This is a genomic window from Virgibacillus aidingensis (assembly GCF_010994035.1).
Classification (GTDB): domain Bacteria; phylum Bacillota; class Bacilli; order Bacillales; family Amphibacillaceae; genus Virgibacillus_N.
Genome location: NZ_WIXN01000004.1, coordinates 115,773 through 133,077 on the forward strand (window position 1 = coordinate 115,773; position 17,305 = coordinate 133,077).

The following is a 17,305-nucleotide window of genomic DNA, read 5'->3' on the forward strand; positions in this document are numbered from 1 at the left end:
TATGACTTGATTCCATAATAGATGATCTGTTGTGCTCCAATTCGCCAGAGTAGTTTCTTCGACCCAAATAATAGATAATATTATTACCGCATATGCAACCATCCACCGTCAACCGGGAAAGATTGACCACTTATAAAATGTGCCCCTTCACTAGCCAGAAAGACCAATAATGGAACAAGATCCTCTTTTGGCTCACCTAATTTTCCGCCTATCGGAATTTGGGCAGCCATCACTTCGTCATGTGCTTTTAATTCTTCTTCACTTAAACGTTCTCTGAATTCATCATACATTTTCGTCCACATGGCGGGAGCAATGGCGTTGACAGTAATATCATATTTGGCCCATTCCTGTGCAACCGCCCTTGTCCAAGTATGTACGGCAGCCTTACTTGCAGAATACGCAGCCTGTTCGGGTACGCCAACAACTCCTGAGCGGGAACCAAAATTGATGATCGCTCCTCCATGATCTTTTAAATAACGAAAGGCTGCAGAATTGGTATTTCTCGTTCCTTTTGCGTTGACATTAAATACTAAATCCCAATCAGAATCAGGAATATCTTCGGAAGGGCCGCCGACCTCTACCCCGGCTACATTGACTAAAACATCCAAACCGCTCAACTCCTTCACTGATGCATCAAAAGCCCTGCTAACAGAATCCATATTAGCTACATCTACTTTGTGACGGTAAATCCCATTGCTGGTTTCCCCAGCATCACTAAATTGTAAATCCAGCGCAGCAACCTTTGCACCTTCTGCAACATAACCTTCTGCAATAGCAGCGCCAATTCCCTGCGCGCCACCAGTAACAATTATTTTTCTATTACTGAGTTGACCCATATTAGTAACCTCCAAATATACTTTTTTAAATTTATCTACATTCGATTTTATTTTTCCCAAAGATTTCTGCTATATTCAACACAAAGTATTGACTCACATACACATTAGGGATTGAGTACTTTATTTTTCATATCTCAAAAGATCCTTACCGAATTAGTAAGCATCCATCTAATCTCTTTCACTCCGGAAAAACGCTTTAACAACACACTTCTGCCTTCTCTACCTCCTGTTCCCCTCCAAGCCGCATTGGAACCACTTTATTTTTTGCCAAACTGGCACCCAGTGTGCGCAATTCCATCTGAAAACCATTTACTAGGAAAAACGTATATCTTCTTCACGCTTATATTTTGATTGACATACAGGCAAAAAACGTATGATCAATCCAAAAGTATTTTAATCAGAATTCCAGCCTATAAAACTCACTGATTTGACATAACATCAGCAGCAGCAAGTACTTACATAATGATATGATGAAAATGAAGGGAACTGAAAGGAGATCATATATATGGATGTTGTTGGTTTAGGAACTTTTGCGATGGATATACTTCAAAAAGTAAATAAGTTACCGCGTGAAGATGATTTTTGTATGATTGAGGACAGAGAATATCTTCCCGGCGGCAGCGGAACAAACGTGATTTCCCAAGTAGCGAAATTGGGCGGTACCAGCGCTTATATTGGTAAAGTTGGAGAAGATGAAGTTGGCAAACAAATCATCGCGAGCTTGGATGATGAAAATATTGACTCCTCGCATATGGTAATTTCTCCAAATGGAACATCGATTTATACAGAGATCATCATAGACCGGGAGGGAAAGAAATTTATCATGCTGAATATGGGGGATGTTGCTGCATCGCTGACAGCAGATGAGGTGGACTACACTGTTGTTGAAAATACAGATGTATATTTTACCGATTTATTTCCAAAGGATGCTGCTATCGAAGGACTGAAAAAGGCGAAAGAAGCCGGAAAAACAACGGTTGTCAACTTACAAACCGGCCTGGAATCCATGGAGAGCCTTGGTTGTACGAAGGATAATATTCTAGATGCATTAAAATATATAGATGTCTTTTCCCCTTGTTTTAATGGGGTAATGGATATTACCGGAATAAAAAATAAGGAAGAAATAGGCAAGGCAAAGGACTTCTTTCGCCAATACTTCTCCGGAACTCTACTCTTTACGCTGGGGAGTGATGGCGCAGCCGCTTTTGATAAAGCGGACCGACAGATATTTGTGGAAGCAAAAAAAGTAAATGCCGTGGACACGACCGGTGCAGGTGATTCTTTTCTGGGCGGCTTTATATACAGTTACTTCACGGAAGGAAAAGCGCTTGAAGAAGCAATGGATTTTGCCACTTTCTGTGCAGCCTATACTTGTACAGGCATTGGTGCAAGGTATGCCCCGAACAAAGCACAACTGAAGCAGTTTATGGAATCTTATGAAGTGTAAAGGAGTATGCTGAATGAAGATAAGTAAAGAAAGCCGTGTACTGGGAGGGCTTATTGGGATTGCCTATGGTGATGCCTTTGGAATGCCAGGTGAAGGTTTTTCAAGAAGTCAGATCAAAAAGAAGTTTGGGCGAATCGAACGATTTCTGCCTGGTCTGGACGAAAATCCGATTTCAAAAGGACTGCAGGCCGGAGAATTTACGGATGATACCATGAACACGATTTTTGTCATAGAGATGTTAAAGCAAAATAACCTTCAAGTAAATGCATATGACTTCATTAAAAGGCTGCGGAACTGGACTTCCACTTCCGAAAAAAGCTTCGCGGTAACAGGCCCAAGTACCAAAAAAGCTTTTGAACTGATTGAGCAGGGAGTCCCAATGGAAGAGACAGGAAAAACAGGCACTACCAATGGTGCAGCGATGAAAATCCTCCCTGTTGGAATGGTAAATAATTATAAAAATCTTGATGCCTTAATCGAACAAGTTCATTTACTGAGCATGCCTACACATAATACGTCCATAGCGATCAGCGGTGCATCTGCCGTCGCAGCAGCAGAGAGCTATGCACTATTCGGAAATAGTGATTTAAATGAAATGATTCAGGTGGCATGTAACGCAGCCGAACAAGGCAGCAGCCTGGGACACGAATTGCCTTCCCCGTCCATTGCTGCGCGAATAAAAACAGCCATTGGCTTTGCTGACAATTATTCCAAAGAAGAAGCCATTGATATAATTTGCGATGTGATCGGCACCGATGTAGCAATTTCGGAAAGTGTACCTGCCACAATTGCATTTGCTTACCTTGCAGAAGGAAACCCTTATGAATGTGCGGTTATTTGTGCCAATGCCGGTGGAGATACCGATACGATCGCTGCAATGGCATGCGGTATTTGTGGTACGTTGCAGGGTGATGCAGCTTTTAAACAAGAAGACATTGCGCTGTTGGAAGAAGTAAACCAAATAAATTTCAGGGAACTTGCGGAGGGTTTAGGTTTGCAAGATTAGCCTAATTTCACACAACCTGGAAAAAAGGAAAGTGACAATTCTTTTCGGTGGGACGATTATTTAGGCTTTATGAGGATGGGTGATGGAGTAATTGTATATTTATAGTATTGGCGGGGGCAGAACATTTCCCCCGCTTTACTTTTTTCTGGTTTTTATATCCGCTATCCGTTCCCATGCTCCCATGATAAAGAAACTATACCATTAAATGATGTTTGTTCCTCGCGACAGGTTAACCTCGTTAAACAGATTCATTAATAAACTTAGAAGGCTCCTCTCCCCTCCACAAAAAAACTCCCATACATAAAAATATAGGAGGGTATCATCAAATATTTTAATTCCGAGTTTCTGTCTAATGAAAAGGCTGAGAGTTAGGAGCGAATGCATCAGGACATATAATAACTTTAATTAAAAGCCCTAAACCGGAACTTCGACATCCAATAATGGCACATATTGCTGACTTCCAAAGATATCACCGTCACCAGGACTTCCACTGGGTTTATTCCGTCTTATCGTAAATTTAATTGCATATGCCGGATCGAATTGAACAAAGTCTGTAACCCTTTCCATTGGAATCTGGTAAAGTTTCGCTATTTTTTCCTTTGTTAACACTTCGCTCTGGCATACGAGATCATATTGTTCTTTCTCTCTGAAAATGATATCAAACGGGATCTTATCTGTTCCAGCATTCTTGGAACGAATCGTTTTTGCCAAATCTTTTAATGTTTTTTTCGGAATTACTGTTCACCCTCCCATCAATTACACATTCACTTTTGTGATTTACTTCTTCCACTCGAACATCAAACAGTTCAAGTGCATCTTCAACAGGCACAACGTGGTTCATTGTCCATTCATAGGTTGATCCTGCATAAATAACATCACCAATTAAATAAGCTGCAGTTCCCGCTGTCCCTTTTACCTGAGCAAGTCTTGCGTAAAGAATTTTTCTTGTGGCAAAGAGCGTTAATTCTTCCGCTGTAACTTTGGAATCAGCTACACCCTCAGCGACAATTCCAAATTCATGAGATTTAATTTCTGTTACAGGCTCCAGGTCCCCCATTGGTATTTGCAGGGGGTATCAAATGATAAATGAATTAATGGGAGGCTTCCTTGAGAACATACCGTGTAATGGACACCTTCAGGACGAAGCAGGTGCTCAACCTTCACACAAGATATTTGTTGAACCTGAAACAATTTTATATCACGCTATTCAAAATAAGGAAGTGGAAGTAAATAGTTTTCACAGTCAGGCAATCACTCAAGTGGGAAAAGGACTAAAAATAACTTCCTACTCGAATGATAAATTAATTGAAAGTATTGAAGGAAACGCTTCCCATTATATTTTGGGACTTCAATTTCATCCGGAATTTATCTTGGACAGTGAAAAAATGAGAAACATTTACAGAAGCTTTATCAAGGAGGCTGAAAAATTTAAAGTCAGCGGTTCAGAGCACGGGTGATGTTGGAAAAGGGAAGACATTAATCCCCCGGATACCCGGGAGATAGTGTCTTCCCGGCCGCCTTTTCTAAGAGATCTCCTATTACGATTCACACCAACCTGACTGCTCCTCAAGCGTAATTATTCCATTTAGCACTCCCTTCATACAGTTGCACCATCTCCCCTCTCCCGAAAGTAATCAACAAACTGTTTCACCATCGGGGTCTTCTGAGCATCGCGGTGATGTACCAAAAATATGTTTCGCTTTAAAAGCGGGGAGCCAATTTCCTTATAAATCAATCTATTACTTTTTATCTCACTCAGCATGGACAATTTAGAGAGAATCGATAACCCCAAATTAGACTGAATAGCTTTTTTAATCGCTTCTGTTGAACCCAGTTCCAGCTTCACATCCAGCTCTACCTTCATTTCCGACTGCCAGCGGTCGATCATGCGACGTGAGGAGGAATCCTTTTCACGTAAAATCCACTTCTGATCCTGCAGCATCTCCACGGACAGTTCGTCCAGCTCCGCCAGTGGATGGTCTGCATTCATGACCACGCCGAGTTCATCTTTCATCAATGGAAAAGCCATATACTCAGGGTCTGAAATCCCGTGCGCTGCCACAATGGCAAAATCCAAAGCATAATTCTTCAGTTTCTTCAAAATCAGCGGTGTATTTTCTACCTCGAGGGATATATGCACGTTCGGAAATTTTTTATGCAGTACACCGATCCCGTCCATCAAAAAATAAGTAGCCGCTGTATTACTGGCACCGATCAATACCCTGCCCTTATTCATTTCCCGGTACTCGTACATTTGACCCTCGGCTTCCTCCAGCCATATGACAATTCTTTTAGCATAATCATACAGTTTCCTGCCTGCGTCTGTTAAAAACACCTTTCTGTGATGCTGATGAAATAATGGAACCCCGGCGGACTCCTCCAGTTTTTTCATATGAAACGTCACCGTCGGCTGCTTAATCTCCAGCATATTTGCGACAGCAGTCACCTGCTTATGTTCTTCAATCAGCACCAATATTTTCAGCTGTTGTAGATTCAATGCCATCCCCTCCGGACTGCCTATAGATTTTATCTATAGTATACCAATAAAAACTAATAAATAATTTAACATATCCTTTATTTACTGTTAACTCTCCCTTTACGTTCGACTGCTAGTATTAGAAATGTAAGACATATTTCAACCCGAAAGGAGGAAACATGTATGGAACACAGTCAGCCTTTGGTTAAAAAACCAGTCCTTAAAAAAGAAAAAGGCAAACGCCGAGTAATATCAGAAAAACTGGTGCCGCATCTTTTTATTCTGCCTGCCATGCTATTTCTGTTTATTTTTGTCCTGCTGCCCTTAATAATGTCTTTTGTTCTAAGCTTAACGGACAGCAATCTTATTTCTGCAAGTTTTAATTGGGTGGGACTGGATAACTACAGCAGATTATTATCGGATCCAACTTTTTGGCAGGTTGTGAAAAACACATTTATTTTCGGATTTGTTTCGGTTTCTGTCACCGTTATTCTGGCAACCATTTTGGCAAATTTTTTGGACAGAAAGATCCGCGGCATCAACTTTCTGAAAGGGATTTTTTTTCTGCCGTATATTACCCCAATGGTTGCCATCAGTATCGTCTGGATCTGGATGTTTGATCAGCATTTCGGGCTGATTAACTGGTTTATCGGCTTATTCAACATCCCGCAGATACCATGGCTGACACAACCGGGCTGGGCGATGGCGGCAATCATTATCATGAAAATCTGGAAAGTTATCGGCTACTACACCATCATTCTGATAGCCGGCCTGCAAAATATACCGGATGACATCTATGAGGCAGCAAGAATAGACGGAGCAGGTGAATTTAAAATCTTTATGAAAATTAAATTGCCACTTCTTTCGCCAAGTCTGCTCTTTGTTATGATCGTAGCCATTATTGCCTCCTTCCAGGACTTTGATCAAATTTATACGATGACACAAGGCGGACCGGCAGACAGTACGAATATGATTATCTATTATCTGTATCAGTACGGGTTTGAGTTTTTTGAAGCTGGCTATGCTTCCTCCGTTTCCGTTGTACTATTTATTACCTTGTTCTTTATCACTTGGCTTCAAGCACATCTTTCCAGAAAGTGGGTGCATTACTAATGAAAAGGCAGCAGACAGCCGCAAATTCGTTAATCATGACCTTGCTCGTACTGTTAGGTCTGAGCATGATCATCCCGTTTATCTGGATGTTCAGCACATCGTTCAAGTCATTTGATGAAGTGTTTTCATTTCCACCTCAGTTTATTCCGGAATCATGGAACTGGAAAAACTTTGCGGATGCCTGGACGAGCGCACCTTTTGGCAGATATTTTTTTAACAGTGTTTTCACTACAGCGGTGATTGTTATAGCCCAGATAATTACATCCATTCTTGCAGCCTATGCCTTTGCCAGGCTGGAATTCAAAGGGAAAAATGTCCTATTTCTCATCGTGCTGGCTACCATGATGATTCCGATTCAGGTGACCTTTATACCGAATTTTTTAATCCTGAGCCAGTTCGGCTGGGTGGACACTTACTATGCGTTAATTATTCCCTTCTGTGCAAATGCCTTTGGAATTTTCCTTATCAGGCAGGCTTTCAGACAGGTGCCAAAAGAATTGGAAGAGGCAGCAAAGCTGGATGGGGCGAATCATTTTCAGATCATCAGGCATATCATGGTGCCTTTATCCACTGCTTCCATTGTTACCTTTCTACTTTTCAGCATTATTTGGCACTACAATGAGTTCTTTTGGCCATTGGTTGCGACAAACAGCCAGGAACTCCGCACACTGCAGGTAGGCATTTCCAGTATGGTAGCCAGTGAAGGAGGATCCGAGGGGACCCAGTGGAATCTGATTATGGCGGCAGCAACCATCGTACTTTTGCCTTTGTTAATTCTGTTTATCTTTATGCAAAAATACATCATTAAGGGAATTGCTAAAAGCGGTTTAAAATAACATCATTTAGGAGCGTGTAAACATGAAAAAAGTGATATTTCAACTAATGTTTGTTTCTTTATTATTCCTGCTTGCTGCCTGTGGATCCGGTTCTGAAGCAAGTGAAAATGATACTGGTGCAGCTGACGGGGAGCCGGTCGAAATTGACTTCTGGTACGGACTTGGCGGCCAGGTGGAAGAAGTTATTCTCAATCAAGTAGATCGGTTTAATGAAGCGCAAGATGATATTTATGTAAATGCTGTTTTTCAGGAAAGCTATGACGTTACTTCACAGAAGCTGCAGGCAGGGATTGTGAGCGGCGAACTGCCGGACGTAGTACAGATTAACACGCGTGCCTGGCCTATTTTCGGATATAATGATGTTTTTCTAAACTTGGATGATTACATAGAAAATGATGAGGAAATTAACTTTGACGATTTTATTCCCGGACTGCTCGTCAACACTGCTGTGGAAGATAAACAATATACTTTGCCATATAATCGCAGCACCCCTATTCTATACTACAATAAAGATATCATGCGGGAAATTGGCGCCGATCCGGATAACCCGGTGGAAACCTGGGACGACCTGGTGGAAATCGCCGGGAAAGCTTCCATTATTAATGATGGAAATGTAGAACGGTTTGGTTTCTCTGCAAGCATGTCCGGCTGGTACTTTTACTCCCTGGCCTGGTCCAATGGCGGTGAAATACTAAAAGATGATTTGACTACTGTTATGTTCGACTCCCCGGAAGCAGCAGAAGGTGTGCAGCTTTGGAAGGAAATGATTGAAGATCAGCTGATGATGCCCCCGGTAGGAGGAACCAGCACAAGCGGATCCAGCGCCGGAGAATCCCTATCCCAGAGCTTTTTTGATGAAACGACGGCGTTAACGATAGCAAGCACCGGAAGTCTGGGACAATACAGCAGTAATGTTGACTTTGACCTTGGCACCACCTTTTTGCCTAGATTTGATGAGTATGCGGTAGCGACAGGCGGAGCAAACCTGGCAATCATTGATACAGATTCTGAGGAAAAACAGAATGCCGCCTGGGAATTTATAAAATTCATGACTTCTACGGATGAAGCCGTATATTTTGCAAAAGAAACAGGATATTTGCCAATTCGTCAATCTGCCCTGGATTCAGAAGAACTGCAGGCGTATTATGAGGAAAACCCCATCTATATTCCGGCCATTGAGCAATTGGAATATGCGAAAGAAGCGCCGAGGTCCGAGCATACTCTAAGAATTGAATCAGAAGTGAACAAGGCGATGGAAAAAGCAGTTACCAGCGATATGACAGCGCAGGAGGCACTGACAGAAGCAGCAGATATTATACGAGATGTGTTGGAATAGAAAAAAGAGATAGATGACAAAGGGGAATGCTATAGTGAATATTCATATTAGACATGGGATTGAAGGGGCAAAAGAGGCAAAAGGACTGGCGGTCATTATCGATGTTTTTCGAGCTTTTTCCGTGGCGTGCTATATTGCCGACAAAGACCCAAAGTCGCTCATTGCCGTGGGAAACATAGAGGAAGCCTACTGCTTAAAAGAAGAGGAAGGTAAAAATGCAGTACTGATAGGTGAAAGAGAAAGCGTTATGCAGCCTGGCTTTGATTACGGCAACTCCCCTTCCAGTGTAAAAGACGTGAATTTTTGGCAACAAACGGTCATTCATACAACAAGTGCCGGTACACAGGGCATTGTCAATGCAAAGCAAGCTGAGGAAATTATCACAGGGAGTTTCGTCAATGTCCAGGCTATTGTCCATTATATCAGGAAAAAAAATCCTGAAACAGTCACTTTGGTGTGTATGGGCTGGTGTGGAACGGAAGCGGCAGATGAAGATCAATTTTGTGCAGAATATATTCAAAAAGCACTGCTCGGAGTTGATAATGATTTTGACGGGATCATTGAATTTCTGCGTAATAAAAGCAGCACGCCAAGTTTTATGACTGAAGCTGCTTCCAAAGAAGAGGCATTGGAAGACTTTGATTTATGCCTTGCATTAGACCGTTTTGATTTTGTGTTGAGATCTGTGGAGCACCATGGGCAGATTCACCTGCAAAAGGAGGTTGTCCCGTGCGTGGCTCACAAAAGCGTGTTTTGATTATCGGTGCAGATGGGCTCAGGCCGGACATGATCACCAGGGAACAGATGCCAGTGCTCACGGAATTAATGGAGAATGGCACAAGATACAGTAATTTCAAAAGCGCCTATCCTTCAGAAACAAGGGTAAGCATGTCCACGCTGACCACAGGTGTGTATCCCGGGAAACACGGTATTGTGGCCAATCTGATGTACATGCCTGGTTTTAAGGAAAACTTTGTACAGACCGGGAACCACCTGCATTTACTTTCATACGAAGAAGAAACAGGGGAACCAATCCTGATGGCCCCTACCCTGGGAGACCGGCTTAATAAACGGGGAATGCAGCTGTCTGCAGCTGCATCCAGCTCCCCGGGTGCATCCCTATTATGGAATATCCATCATCCCGAGAAAATTATGAATCCTGCAACAGACTATGGACAAAGTACTCTAGCCGAAATTCATAAAAAGTATGCAACTGATCTTACCGAGGACATAGACGGGGTAAAACGAAAAAAATCTTTATGGGCTCTCCAAGCCTTTATTTCCGAACAATTGAAGGCTGAAGCCAACCGGGTCTTGGTCCTCTGGCTTGCAGAGCCTGATTCCAGTCAGCATTATTACGGGCTGGGATCCAGGGAAAATCTGCAGGCATTAAGAATGGTGGATGAATGCCTGAAGGAAGTGCTTGACCACATCAAAAAGCTTGGCATGCAGGAGGACACGGATATTTTATTTTTAAGTGACCATGGTCATTCTACAGTGGAAGCGATTGGTTCTTTAACGGACCATGTGGACAAAGCCTGTGTTGAGCTGAACATCAATAACCAATTCACAGCTGTCGGAAATTATATTTATGGAAAGCATGGCACAGCTCCAGCATACAATGATTGGGCGGCTTTGATCAGATGGCTGCAAAGACAGGATTGGTGCGGCACTATTTATACGGATAAAAGTCTTGGCAAATTTGCTGGTGTATTCTCCATAGAAGAAATACTCGGCCCAATTACGCATAACCGGGCACCTGAACTGATCATTAATCCTGTTGGCACAAATGAGGAAAATGAACATGGCATTCCCGGAACAGTGAAGACACTCACAGATTCCAACATTTTGCGTGCCTCCCATGGAACTATGTCACCTTATGACAGACATGCTGTATGTATAGGCAGCGGTCCAAGTTTTGAGCGGGGAAAAACGGATGAGGGAGTGTATAGTATTGTAGATATTGTACCAACTATTTGCGAAATATTAGGGCTGGATGAAGATGGATTTGATGGAAGATCGTTATTAAATGAGTGTCACATAACGCCCACCAATAATAGGTAGGGGTTAATTTTGAATGTTCGGGAAAAATGCCAGAAAGGGACAGATTGGTCCAGGAGGAATGGATGCAAAGACTTTATAGGATGGCATTCTATTTGCCGCTGGACAGGAGAAAGTAAAATGCGATGGACATCGTGGAAATTGACCCGACGATCGATTTCCGCAATTTGACCAGCAGGAAAGCTGTATATGTGATATTGTAATTTATGAAAGTGAAGTAACCCCAGTCAGTAGGATTGTTCGTAAACATTAATCCCTCAATCCCTTGGTATACAAAGGATTGAGGGTAAAAAAATCATACTCATTATATTGCTGAATCTTAAGACGGACATCCTAGATTTCCAGTGGAAGATCCATCCCAACTTTTTGAAACACTTTCTTTTACCCAACTGCAGGCATTGTTGTGTGGTAAATCCTCTTCGTTTGTTGTAAAAACTCCTTCAGGCAGCTGTTGTAACTCTCTTCCCTGCTTAAGCTTGTTTCCATTTCAATAAATGTTACAAGCAACAGTGCAAATCAAATAATGATCCCATGCGCACGAATCCATCTTTTAAGTGATGAAAGCTGTCAAATCCTAGGCACCAATAGCTTTTTTTAAATAACTCATCATTCTATTAAAAAACCATTTTTCTAACCTTCCCCTGTTCCTTGAACTATGCTCCAACACTCCATATGCCTACTCAAAAATCAATCTAAATTAAATCTATCCTCACTTAATGTTTCATTAACCAGCCAAAAATTCCCTCACAAGCTTAAGGTATTTTTCATTTTCTTCAACATGTGGAGAATGTCCGCTATTTTCAAACTTAATATACGTATTGTTTGGAATTTTGACAGCCATTTCATCTGAATATTCTACCGGTGTAACCCAATCATGTATACCTACAGTAATTAAAACCGGGCAAGTGATTTGGTTCAGCCGGTCACTGACATCATATTGTTTTTTATTTACCTTGAATGCATAGTTATGTGTTTCATAGCGGAAATAAGTATTGTTCAGTTTCTCTTCAGCTGCTTTTTCATCCCATTCCACAGTGTACAAAGGAAGAATAGCCTTCGTCATCTCACGGAATTCCTCATTTGACCGCACTTCACCGCCGAATAAGCGGTCAAGCATTTCTTTATTTATGCCAGGCAAGTTACTTTTCATTGCTTTATCGATAGACAAATGATTATTTTTATTATTTGGTGCAGTATCACGTAAAATAATAGATTTTACGCGTTCTGGATAACGAAGCACATATTCTAAAGTTAAAAATCCTCCATAACTTCCACCAAGCATATGAACTTCTTCAATCCCTAAATACTCCCTTAACGCATCAATATCACTTATCCATTGTTCATGAGTATATGGGGGGACTGTTTCCGATCTTCCAGATCCACGATTATCCAAAAAAACAAGGCGGTATGTATCCCCGAGGTCGGAAAATGCTTTGACATCTCCCCGGCAATCACTCATTCCTGGACCTCCATGGATAAAAAAGATCGTTTCACCTTCCTCATTACCATGTACTTCATAATATATTTTACAACCATTTAATGTAACGTACATTGTTATCCTCCTGTCAGATATATCTTAAATAAACCTTCTGCATAATTGCACGATTATCCTGGAGTAAACTCAGGAAAAAACTCAAGGTATATTTCTACGCTTAAGGTACCTCTGCTATAATTTCATCTTCATTTAACTCGCTTTTTAAAAACTTTTCCAAATAAGATATATAATAATCTTCCTGCTCTCTTACTAAAGAGTGTCCATAATTCTCAAACAGTACGAAGATAGAATTTGGAATCAAATCTGCAATGACCCTGGAATACGCTGAAGGGATAATCCAATCATGTTTCCCTGCAACCACTAGAGCGGGAACTGAAATTTCGGGCAATCTACTTTTCAGATCAAAGGTCTTCAAATTTTCATGAAAAGCTGCATTATGTGTAGCGTAATGAAAATAAATTTGTTCCAATTTTTTCCTCTGTGCCTCTTTATCTTGTTTCATCGCATATAATGGAAGGATTTTTTTATATAATTCTTTGAAATCTTTATTTGATTTTACTTTACCACCAAACAACCTTTCCAGTTCTTCCTTGTCAATTCCCGTTTTATCACTGTCAAGTGCATTATGAATAGCTTTATAATGATGTTCATTATCGGGTGCGGTAACATTCAGAACGATGGATTTGGTGTGATCTGGATACTTTAAAACATATTCCTGTACAATAAATCCTCCGTAAGAGGAACCGTGCAGGATGATTTTTTCTAACCCCAGCTTTTTTCGCAGTTCATCGATATCATCTATCCATTGTTCATGTGAATATGGCGGAACATCTGCTGACCTGCCTGAACCTCTCATGTCTAAAAATACCAATTGGTATTGTTCCTCTAATTTTTTAAAAGTTACAATATCACTTCGGCAATCGCCAAGACCCGGACCTCCATGAATAAAAAAGATAGTATCCGAAGCATCGGATGAACCATGGATCTCGTAATATAACTGACAGCCATTTATTATTTCCATCATGAATTATCACTTCTCTCACTTTGGGTTGAATTTCTTTTCCCAGGACTAAATCATCTGGAAAAACTTTATTTTCCTAGATGCTTTGGGTCGAGCATATCGCGTAAACCATCACCTAAAAAGTTATAAGCAAGTACGACAAGTGTTATTGCCACACCAGGCAGTACTCCGAGTATTGGTGCTGTCCAAATATATTGCTGTGCATTTTGGAGCATATTCCCCCAGGTTGCAGTTGGTGGCTGAATGCCCAATCCCAAATAACTTATAGCACTTTCAGTTAATATTGCCCAGGCTATCCCCAGCGTACTAGCAACAATAATAGATGGTATTGTCTGCGGAATAACATGTTTTATCAATGTTCGCATTGATGAGGAACCCATTGCATTAGAAGCTTCCACAAATTCAGTTTCCTTCCATTTCAACGTTTCCCCATAAACAACTCTGGCAATTTCCATCCAGGAAGTAAAGGCAATGACCAATACTACCATCATTGGACTTTTTCCGAGTACAGTCAGTGCTACTAAGGCGAGGAAAAAGTTCGGAATAGACAGCATAGCTTCAGTAAACCGCATCAATACTGTATCAATCCACCCGCCAAAATACCCTGCTGCAGAACCAATAAGTCCGCCAATTAAAACTGTAAAAATCATAGAACCCAAACCAACCAGCAATGTGATTTGCCCGCCGTACAGCATTCTGCTTAATACATCTCTTCCAAGATCATCTGTTCCAAGTGGATGCTCAGCTGACCATGATGCAAGTGCATTCGCCGGATCTACAGCATCAGGATTGACTGTCCATATGAAGGGTCCAAGAAAAACACCCACATGAATAACTACTAAAAAAACAAATGCTGAAAATGCAACTTTATTTTTTAAAAGCTGGCGAAAAAAAGAACGAAATCGGGAAGTTGGTATTACATTTTCTCCTTTTACATTTGCTTCAGCTGTTTGACTCATAGTACACCTCCATTCGCAAAATCTCTTATTGGAAACCAGATTTTTTTCGTTATTTAACCAACATTTTTTACTCTAGGATCAACTTTGGAATAAATAATATCAACGATAAAATTAGATATTATCACCACAATAGTTACTATAACAGTTACACCCATTACCAGATTATAATCACGGCCTTCTGCTGCCTCTACAATAAGCCTGCCAATTCCCGGCCAGCCAAACACAGATTCAACAATTACAGTGCCGCTAAGCAGCCTTGGAATTAACACACCAATAATAGAAATAACCGGAATCAGCGCATTACGTAAGGCGTGACTGTAAATGACTACTCTTTCCTTTAATCCCTTTGCACGAGAGGTTCGGATAAAGTTTTGTGAAACTACTTCCAACATGGAAGAACGTGTAAACCTAACAATAGTAGGCAATGTAGCTGTTGACAATATAATGACGGGCATAAGGGATGATGTAAATTGTTCCATTAAACTTGCACCACCGACCCCCGAAGATGGAAGCCAGCCCAATTGAACAGAAAATAACAGAATGAACATAATTGCCAACCAAAAAGAAGGAACGGATAATCCTATGACACTACCAAAATTAATTACATGATCCTGCCATTTATTACGCTTTTTAGCAGATAGTATACCTAAAATAATCCCGACAATTACAGAAATGAGAATTGTCCAGACGGCTAACTGCAAGGTATAGGGAACTCTTTCCATTATACGGTCCATCACCGGTTCGCCGCTTGAGAGGGAAAGGCCCAGATCTCCCTGAAAGGCATTAACCAGCCAATTGCCATAGCGAACGACTACAGGATCATTTAATCCAAGCTGTTCAGCAATAGCCTGTCTTTCTTCTTCTGTTGCATCGAGCCGCATCATGGAAGATGGTCCTCCCGGGGCTAAGTTCATAAGAAAAAACGTAATAATTGTAACGATAAGAATCAATACGATACTTTGACCAAAACGTTTAATAACAAACTGCAGCACTCCAATTCCTCCCTTCTTTTAAATAGGATGGGGGTTCCCGGGAAGGAGAACCCCCTCAACAATTCATCAGATTGAACACAGAGCCTGTTAGATTTTATCCTACTCTTTAATCCACCATTCATTTATATAGTGCAGCGATCCGCCGAAGTAAATGTCCGGAACATCCTGCAGTCTCTTATTTCTTATACTTAATTCTTGCGGGTACCATAGATACAAGTATGGCAGGTTCTCCGCCATATAATCCTGGATCTCATCATAAACAACCGCTCTTTCATCCGGATCACTGATCGCCTGACCTTCTTCCAGCAATTCATCCAGTTGATCACTGCTGTATGCAGGAATATTATTTCCTGATCCGGCATGGGTTGAATGATATTGAGATAATACATCCGGATCCGTTGGGTATGACCACCAGTTCAACATCATCTCGAAATCACGCTCGATGACATTTTTCTGGATCATGCTGTTCCACTCCATGGTATTCAATGTCACATCAAAACCAACATCAATTAAATATTGCTGTACCAGCACTGCAATCTGCTCCAAATCTCCCTGCAGTGCAATATCAAATGTAACGGTAAAGTCTTCACCGTCTTTATCCAGCACACCATCTCCATTTGTATCTTCCCAACCGGCCTCTTTCAGTAATTCAAGTGCTTTATCCGGATTATAATCATATGTTTTTACATCCTCGTTGTAATATTGCTCCTGGTCGGGGGTGATTGCACTATTGGCAACCGTTGCATAGCCATCGATCACAGAGTCAATGATTGCCTCACGGTCTATGGCATGCATCATCGCCTGACGAACTTCTACATCCTGAAACTTCGGATCTTCCAAATCAACAGCCAACCAGTAATACCTGGTAATGTCAGATGAAACGAGATTAATGTTATCGGCATCCTCAATCCGATCCAATGACGCTTTATCTTCTAAAGCAAAAATATCCAGTTCACCGCTCAAAGCCTGCGCGATTTGAGTGTTTACATCGGGCAGAATTTTGAAGGTTACGGTATCCAGGTTAGCCGCCCCGCCGTGATAATCATCAAAGCGGCTTAGCGTCAGCTGCTGACCGGATGTATAATCTTCCAATTCAAATGGCCCGGTGCCAACAGGAGTCCCTTTATTAAAATCAGTAAAATTCCATGGGTCTTCTATATCTGCAAATTGATGTTCTGGCAGTATCTCTGCATTAAATGCCAAGTATGCCGGAAGCGAAGCAAAAGGGTTATTTAAATGAAAAGCGACTGTATACGTATCAACCACTTCGACCTCTTCCAGTGCATTAAAATTCGAAGCCCCATTTGCACCCAGTGCTTCATCAAGCACTATATTATTAAATGTAAACGCAACGTCCTCTGCTGTGAATTCTTCTCCGTCATGCCATTTAACACCTTCTTTTAATTCAAATGTCCAGGTAAGCCCATCTTCGGAATCTGTCCATTCTTCAGCCAAACTTGGCGCCGGCAGATTATCCAGCCCCGGTTTTGTTAGTCCCTGGAATAATATCCTGTTTACGATATTTGATTCCGCGTACGCATTAGGATGCCATGGATTAAAAATGGGATCCCCTATAATGGGAATAGACACATTTCCTCCTTGCTGTACCTCTCCATTTCCTTCAGAAGTTCCATTATCACTCTCCGCCTCATCCGGATTACCCCCAACACACGCTGTCAGTATAGTTAAAAAAAGGACAAGGGCAAACACTAAATACTTTTTCATTT

The 17,305-nt window shown here is 41.4% G+C and carries 17 protein-coding genes and 1 pseudogene; 9 read left to right on the plus strand and 9 right to left on the minus strand.

Annotated elements, in window-relative coordinates; genetic code table 11:
• Positions 1–83: 83 nt before the first annotated feature.
• The gene (locus GHD25_RS04780) at positions 84–836 is read right to left on the minus strand and encodes an SDR family NAD(P)-dependent oxidoreductase (RefSeq protein ID WP_164215236.1); all 753 of its coding nucleotides are present in this window, start codon (positions 834–836) and stop codon (positions 84–86) included.
• 505 nt (positions 837–1,341) lie between these two features.
• On the opposite strand from GHD25_RS04780, the gene GHD25_RS04785 reads away from it, so the two are divergent.
• Positions 1,342–2,283: a carbohydrate kinase family protein gene (locus tag GHD25_RS04785; protein ID WP_164215237.1), complete on the plus strand. Its 942-nt coding sequence runs from the start codon at positions 1,342–1,344 to the stop codon at positions 2,281–2,283.
• 13 nt (positions 2,284–2,296) lie between these two features.
• The gene (locus GHD25_RS04790) at positions 2,297–3,289 is read left to right on the plus strand and encodes an ADP-ribosylglycohydrolase family protein (RefSeq protein ID WP_164215238.1); all 993 of its coding nucleotides are present in this window, start codon (positions 2,297–2,299) and stop codon (positions 3,287–3,289) included.
• Between the two features lie 414 nt (positions 3,290–3,703).
• Here GHD25_RS04790 and GHD25_RS04795 read toward each other — a convergent pair whose 3' ends face one another.
• Together GHD25_RS04795 and GHD25_RS04800 are read right to left on the minus strand one after the other, a co-directional pair.
• The gene (locus GHD25_RS04795; protein ID WP_240452219.1) at positions 3,704–4,000 is read right to left on the minus strand and encodes a DUF4387 domain-containing protein; all 297 of its coding nucleotides are present in this window, start codon (positions 3,998–4,000) and stop codon (positions 3,704–3,706) included.
• Positions 3,960–4,346, minus strand: coding sequence for a hypothetical protein (locus GHD25_RS04800; RefSeq protein WP_164215239.1), 387 nt, complete (start codon positions 4,344–4,346; stop codon positions 3,960–3,962). Before GHD25_RS04800 ends, GHD25_RS04795 begins: the two co-directional genes overlap by 41 nt.
• 22 nt (positions 4,347–4,368) lie before the next feature.
• Here GHD25_RS04800 and GHD25_RS04805 point away from each other — a divergent pair, with 22 nt between their 5' ends.
• A complete protein-coding gene (locus GHD25_RS04805; RefSeq protein WP_164215240.1) occupies positions 4,369–4,746 on the plus strand; it encodes a gamma-glutamyl-gamma-aminobutyrate hydrolase family protein in 378 nt (125 codons plus the stop codon).
• Between the two features lie 140 nt (positions 4,747–4,886).
• Here the strand turns inward: GHD25_RS04805 and GHD25_RS04810 are convergent, their stop codons facing one another.
• Entirely contained in the window at positions 4,887–5,786 is a 900-nt protein-coding gene (locus GHD25_RS04810) for a LysR family transcriptional regulator (protein ID WP_164215241.1), read from the minus strand.
• A 162-nt stretch (positions 5,787–5,948) separates the two neighbouring features.
• Here GHD25_RS04810 and GHD25_RS04815 point away from each other — a divergent pair, with 162 nt between their 5' ends.
• The 6 genes and pseudogenes from GHD25_RS04815 to GHD25_RS20370 form a co-directional block, all read left to right on the plus strand.
• On the plus strand, positions 5,949–6,878 hold the full coding sequence (locus GHD25_RS04815; RefSeq protein WP_164215242.1) for a carbohydrate ABC transporter permease: 930 nt from the start codon (positions 5,949–5,951) through the stop codon (positions 6,876–6,878).
• The gene (locus GHD25_RS04820; protein ID WP_164215243.1) at positions 6,878–7,714 is read left to right on the plus strand and encodes a carbohydrate ABC transporter permease; all 837 of its coding nucleotides are present in this window, start codon (positions 6,878–6,880) and stop codon (positions 7,712–7,714) included. Before GHD25_RS04815 ends, GHD25_RS04820 begins: the two co-directional genes overlap by 1 nt.
• A gap of 22 nt (positions 7,715–7,736) precedes the next feature.
• A complete protein-coding gene (locus tag GHD25_RS04825) occupies positions 7,737–9,050 on the plus strand; it encodes an ABC transporter substrate-binding protein (protein ID WP_164215244.1) in 1,314 nt (437 codons plus the stop codon).
• 34 nt (positions 9,051–9,084) lie between these two features.
• On the plus strand, positions 9,085–9,807 hold the full coding sequence (locus GHD25_RS04830; RefSeq protein WP_205601325.1) for a 2-phosphosulfolactate phosphatase: 723 nt from the start codon (positions 9,085–9,087) through the stop codon (positions 9,805–9,807).
• Entirely contained in the window at positions 9,780–11,114 is a 1,335-nt protein-coding gene (locus tag GHD25_RS04835; RefSeq protein ID WP_164215246.1) for an alkaline phosphatase family protein, read from the plus strand. The genes GHD25_RS04830 and GHD25_RS04835 overlap by 28 nt, the downstream gene beginning before the upstream one ends.
• 43 nt (positions 11,115–11,157) lie before the next feature.
• Positions 11,158–11,314, plus strand: a pseudogene (locus GHD25_RS20370) (arginase family protein); the annotation flags it as partial.
• Between the two features lie 521 nt (positions 11,315–11,835).
• Here the strand turns inward: GHD25_RS20370 and GHD25_RS04840 are convergent.
• The 5 genes from GHD25_RS04840 to GHD25_RS04860 all read right to left on the minus strand — a co-directional run bounded on the left by GHD25_RS04840 (position 11,836) and on the right by GHD25_RS04860 (position 17,303).
• Positions 11,836–12,663, minus strand: coding sequence for an alpha/beta fold hydrolase (locus GHD25_RS04840; protein WP_164215247.1), 828 nt, complete (start codon positions 12,661–12,663; stop codon positions 11,836–11,838).
• 100 nt (positions 12,664–12,763) lie between these two features.
• Entirely contained in the window at positions 12,764–13,630 is an 867-nt protein-coding gene (locus tag GHD25_RS04845) for an alpha/beta fold hydrolase (RefSeq protein WP_164215248.1), read from the minus strand.
• 65 nt (positions 13,631–13,695) lie between these two features.
• Positions 13,696–14,586, minus strand: a complete 891-nt coding sequence (locus GHD25_RS04850) for an ABC transporter permease (protein ID WP_164215249.1) — start codon at positions 14,584–14,586, stop codon at positions 13,696–13,698.
• Positions 14,587–14,639: 53 nt separating this feature from the next.
• Complete coding sequence (locus GHD25_RS04855) at positions 14,640–15,578, minus strand: ABC transporter permease (protein ID WP_164215250.1); 939 nt, start codon at positions 15,576–15,578, stop codon at positions 14,640–14,642.
• Between the two features lie 99 nt (positions 15,579–15,677).
• A complete protein-coding gene (locus tag GHD25_RS04860) occupies positions 15,678–17,303 on the minus strand; it encodes an ABC transporter substrate-binding protein (RefSeq protein WP_164215251.1) in 1,626 nt (541 codons plus the stop codon).
• Between the last annotated feature and the right edge of the window lie 2 nt (positions 17,304–17,305).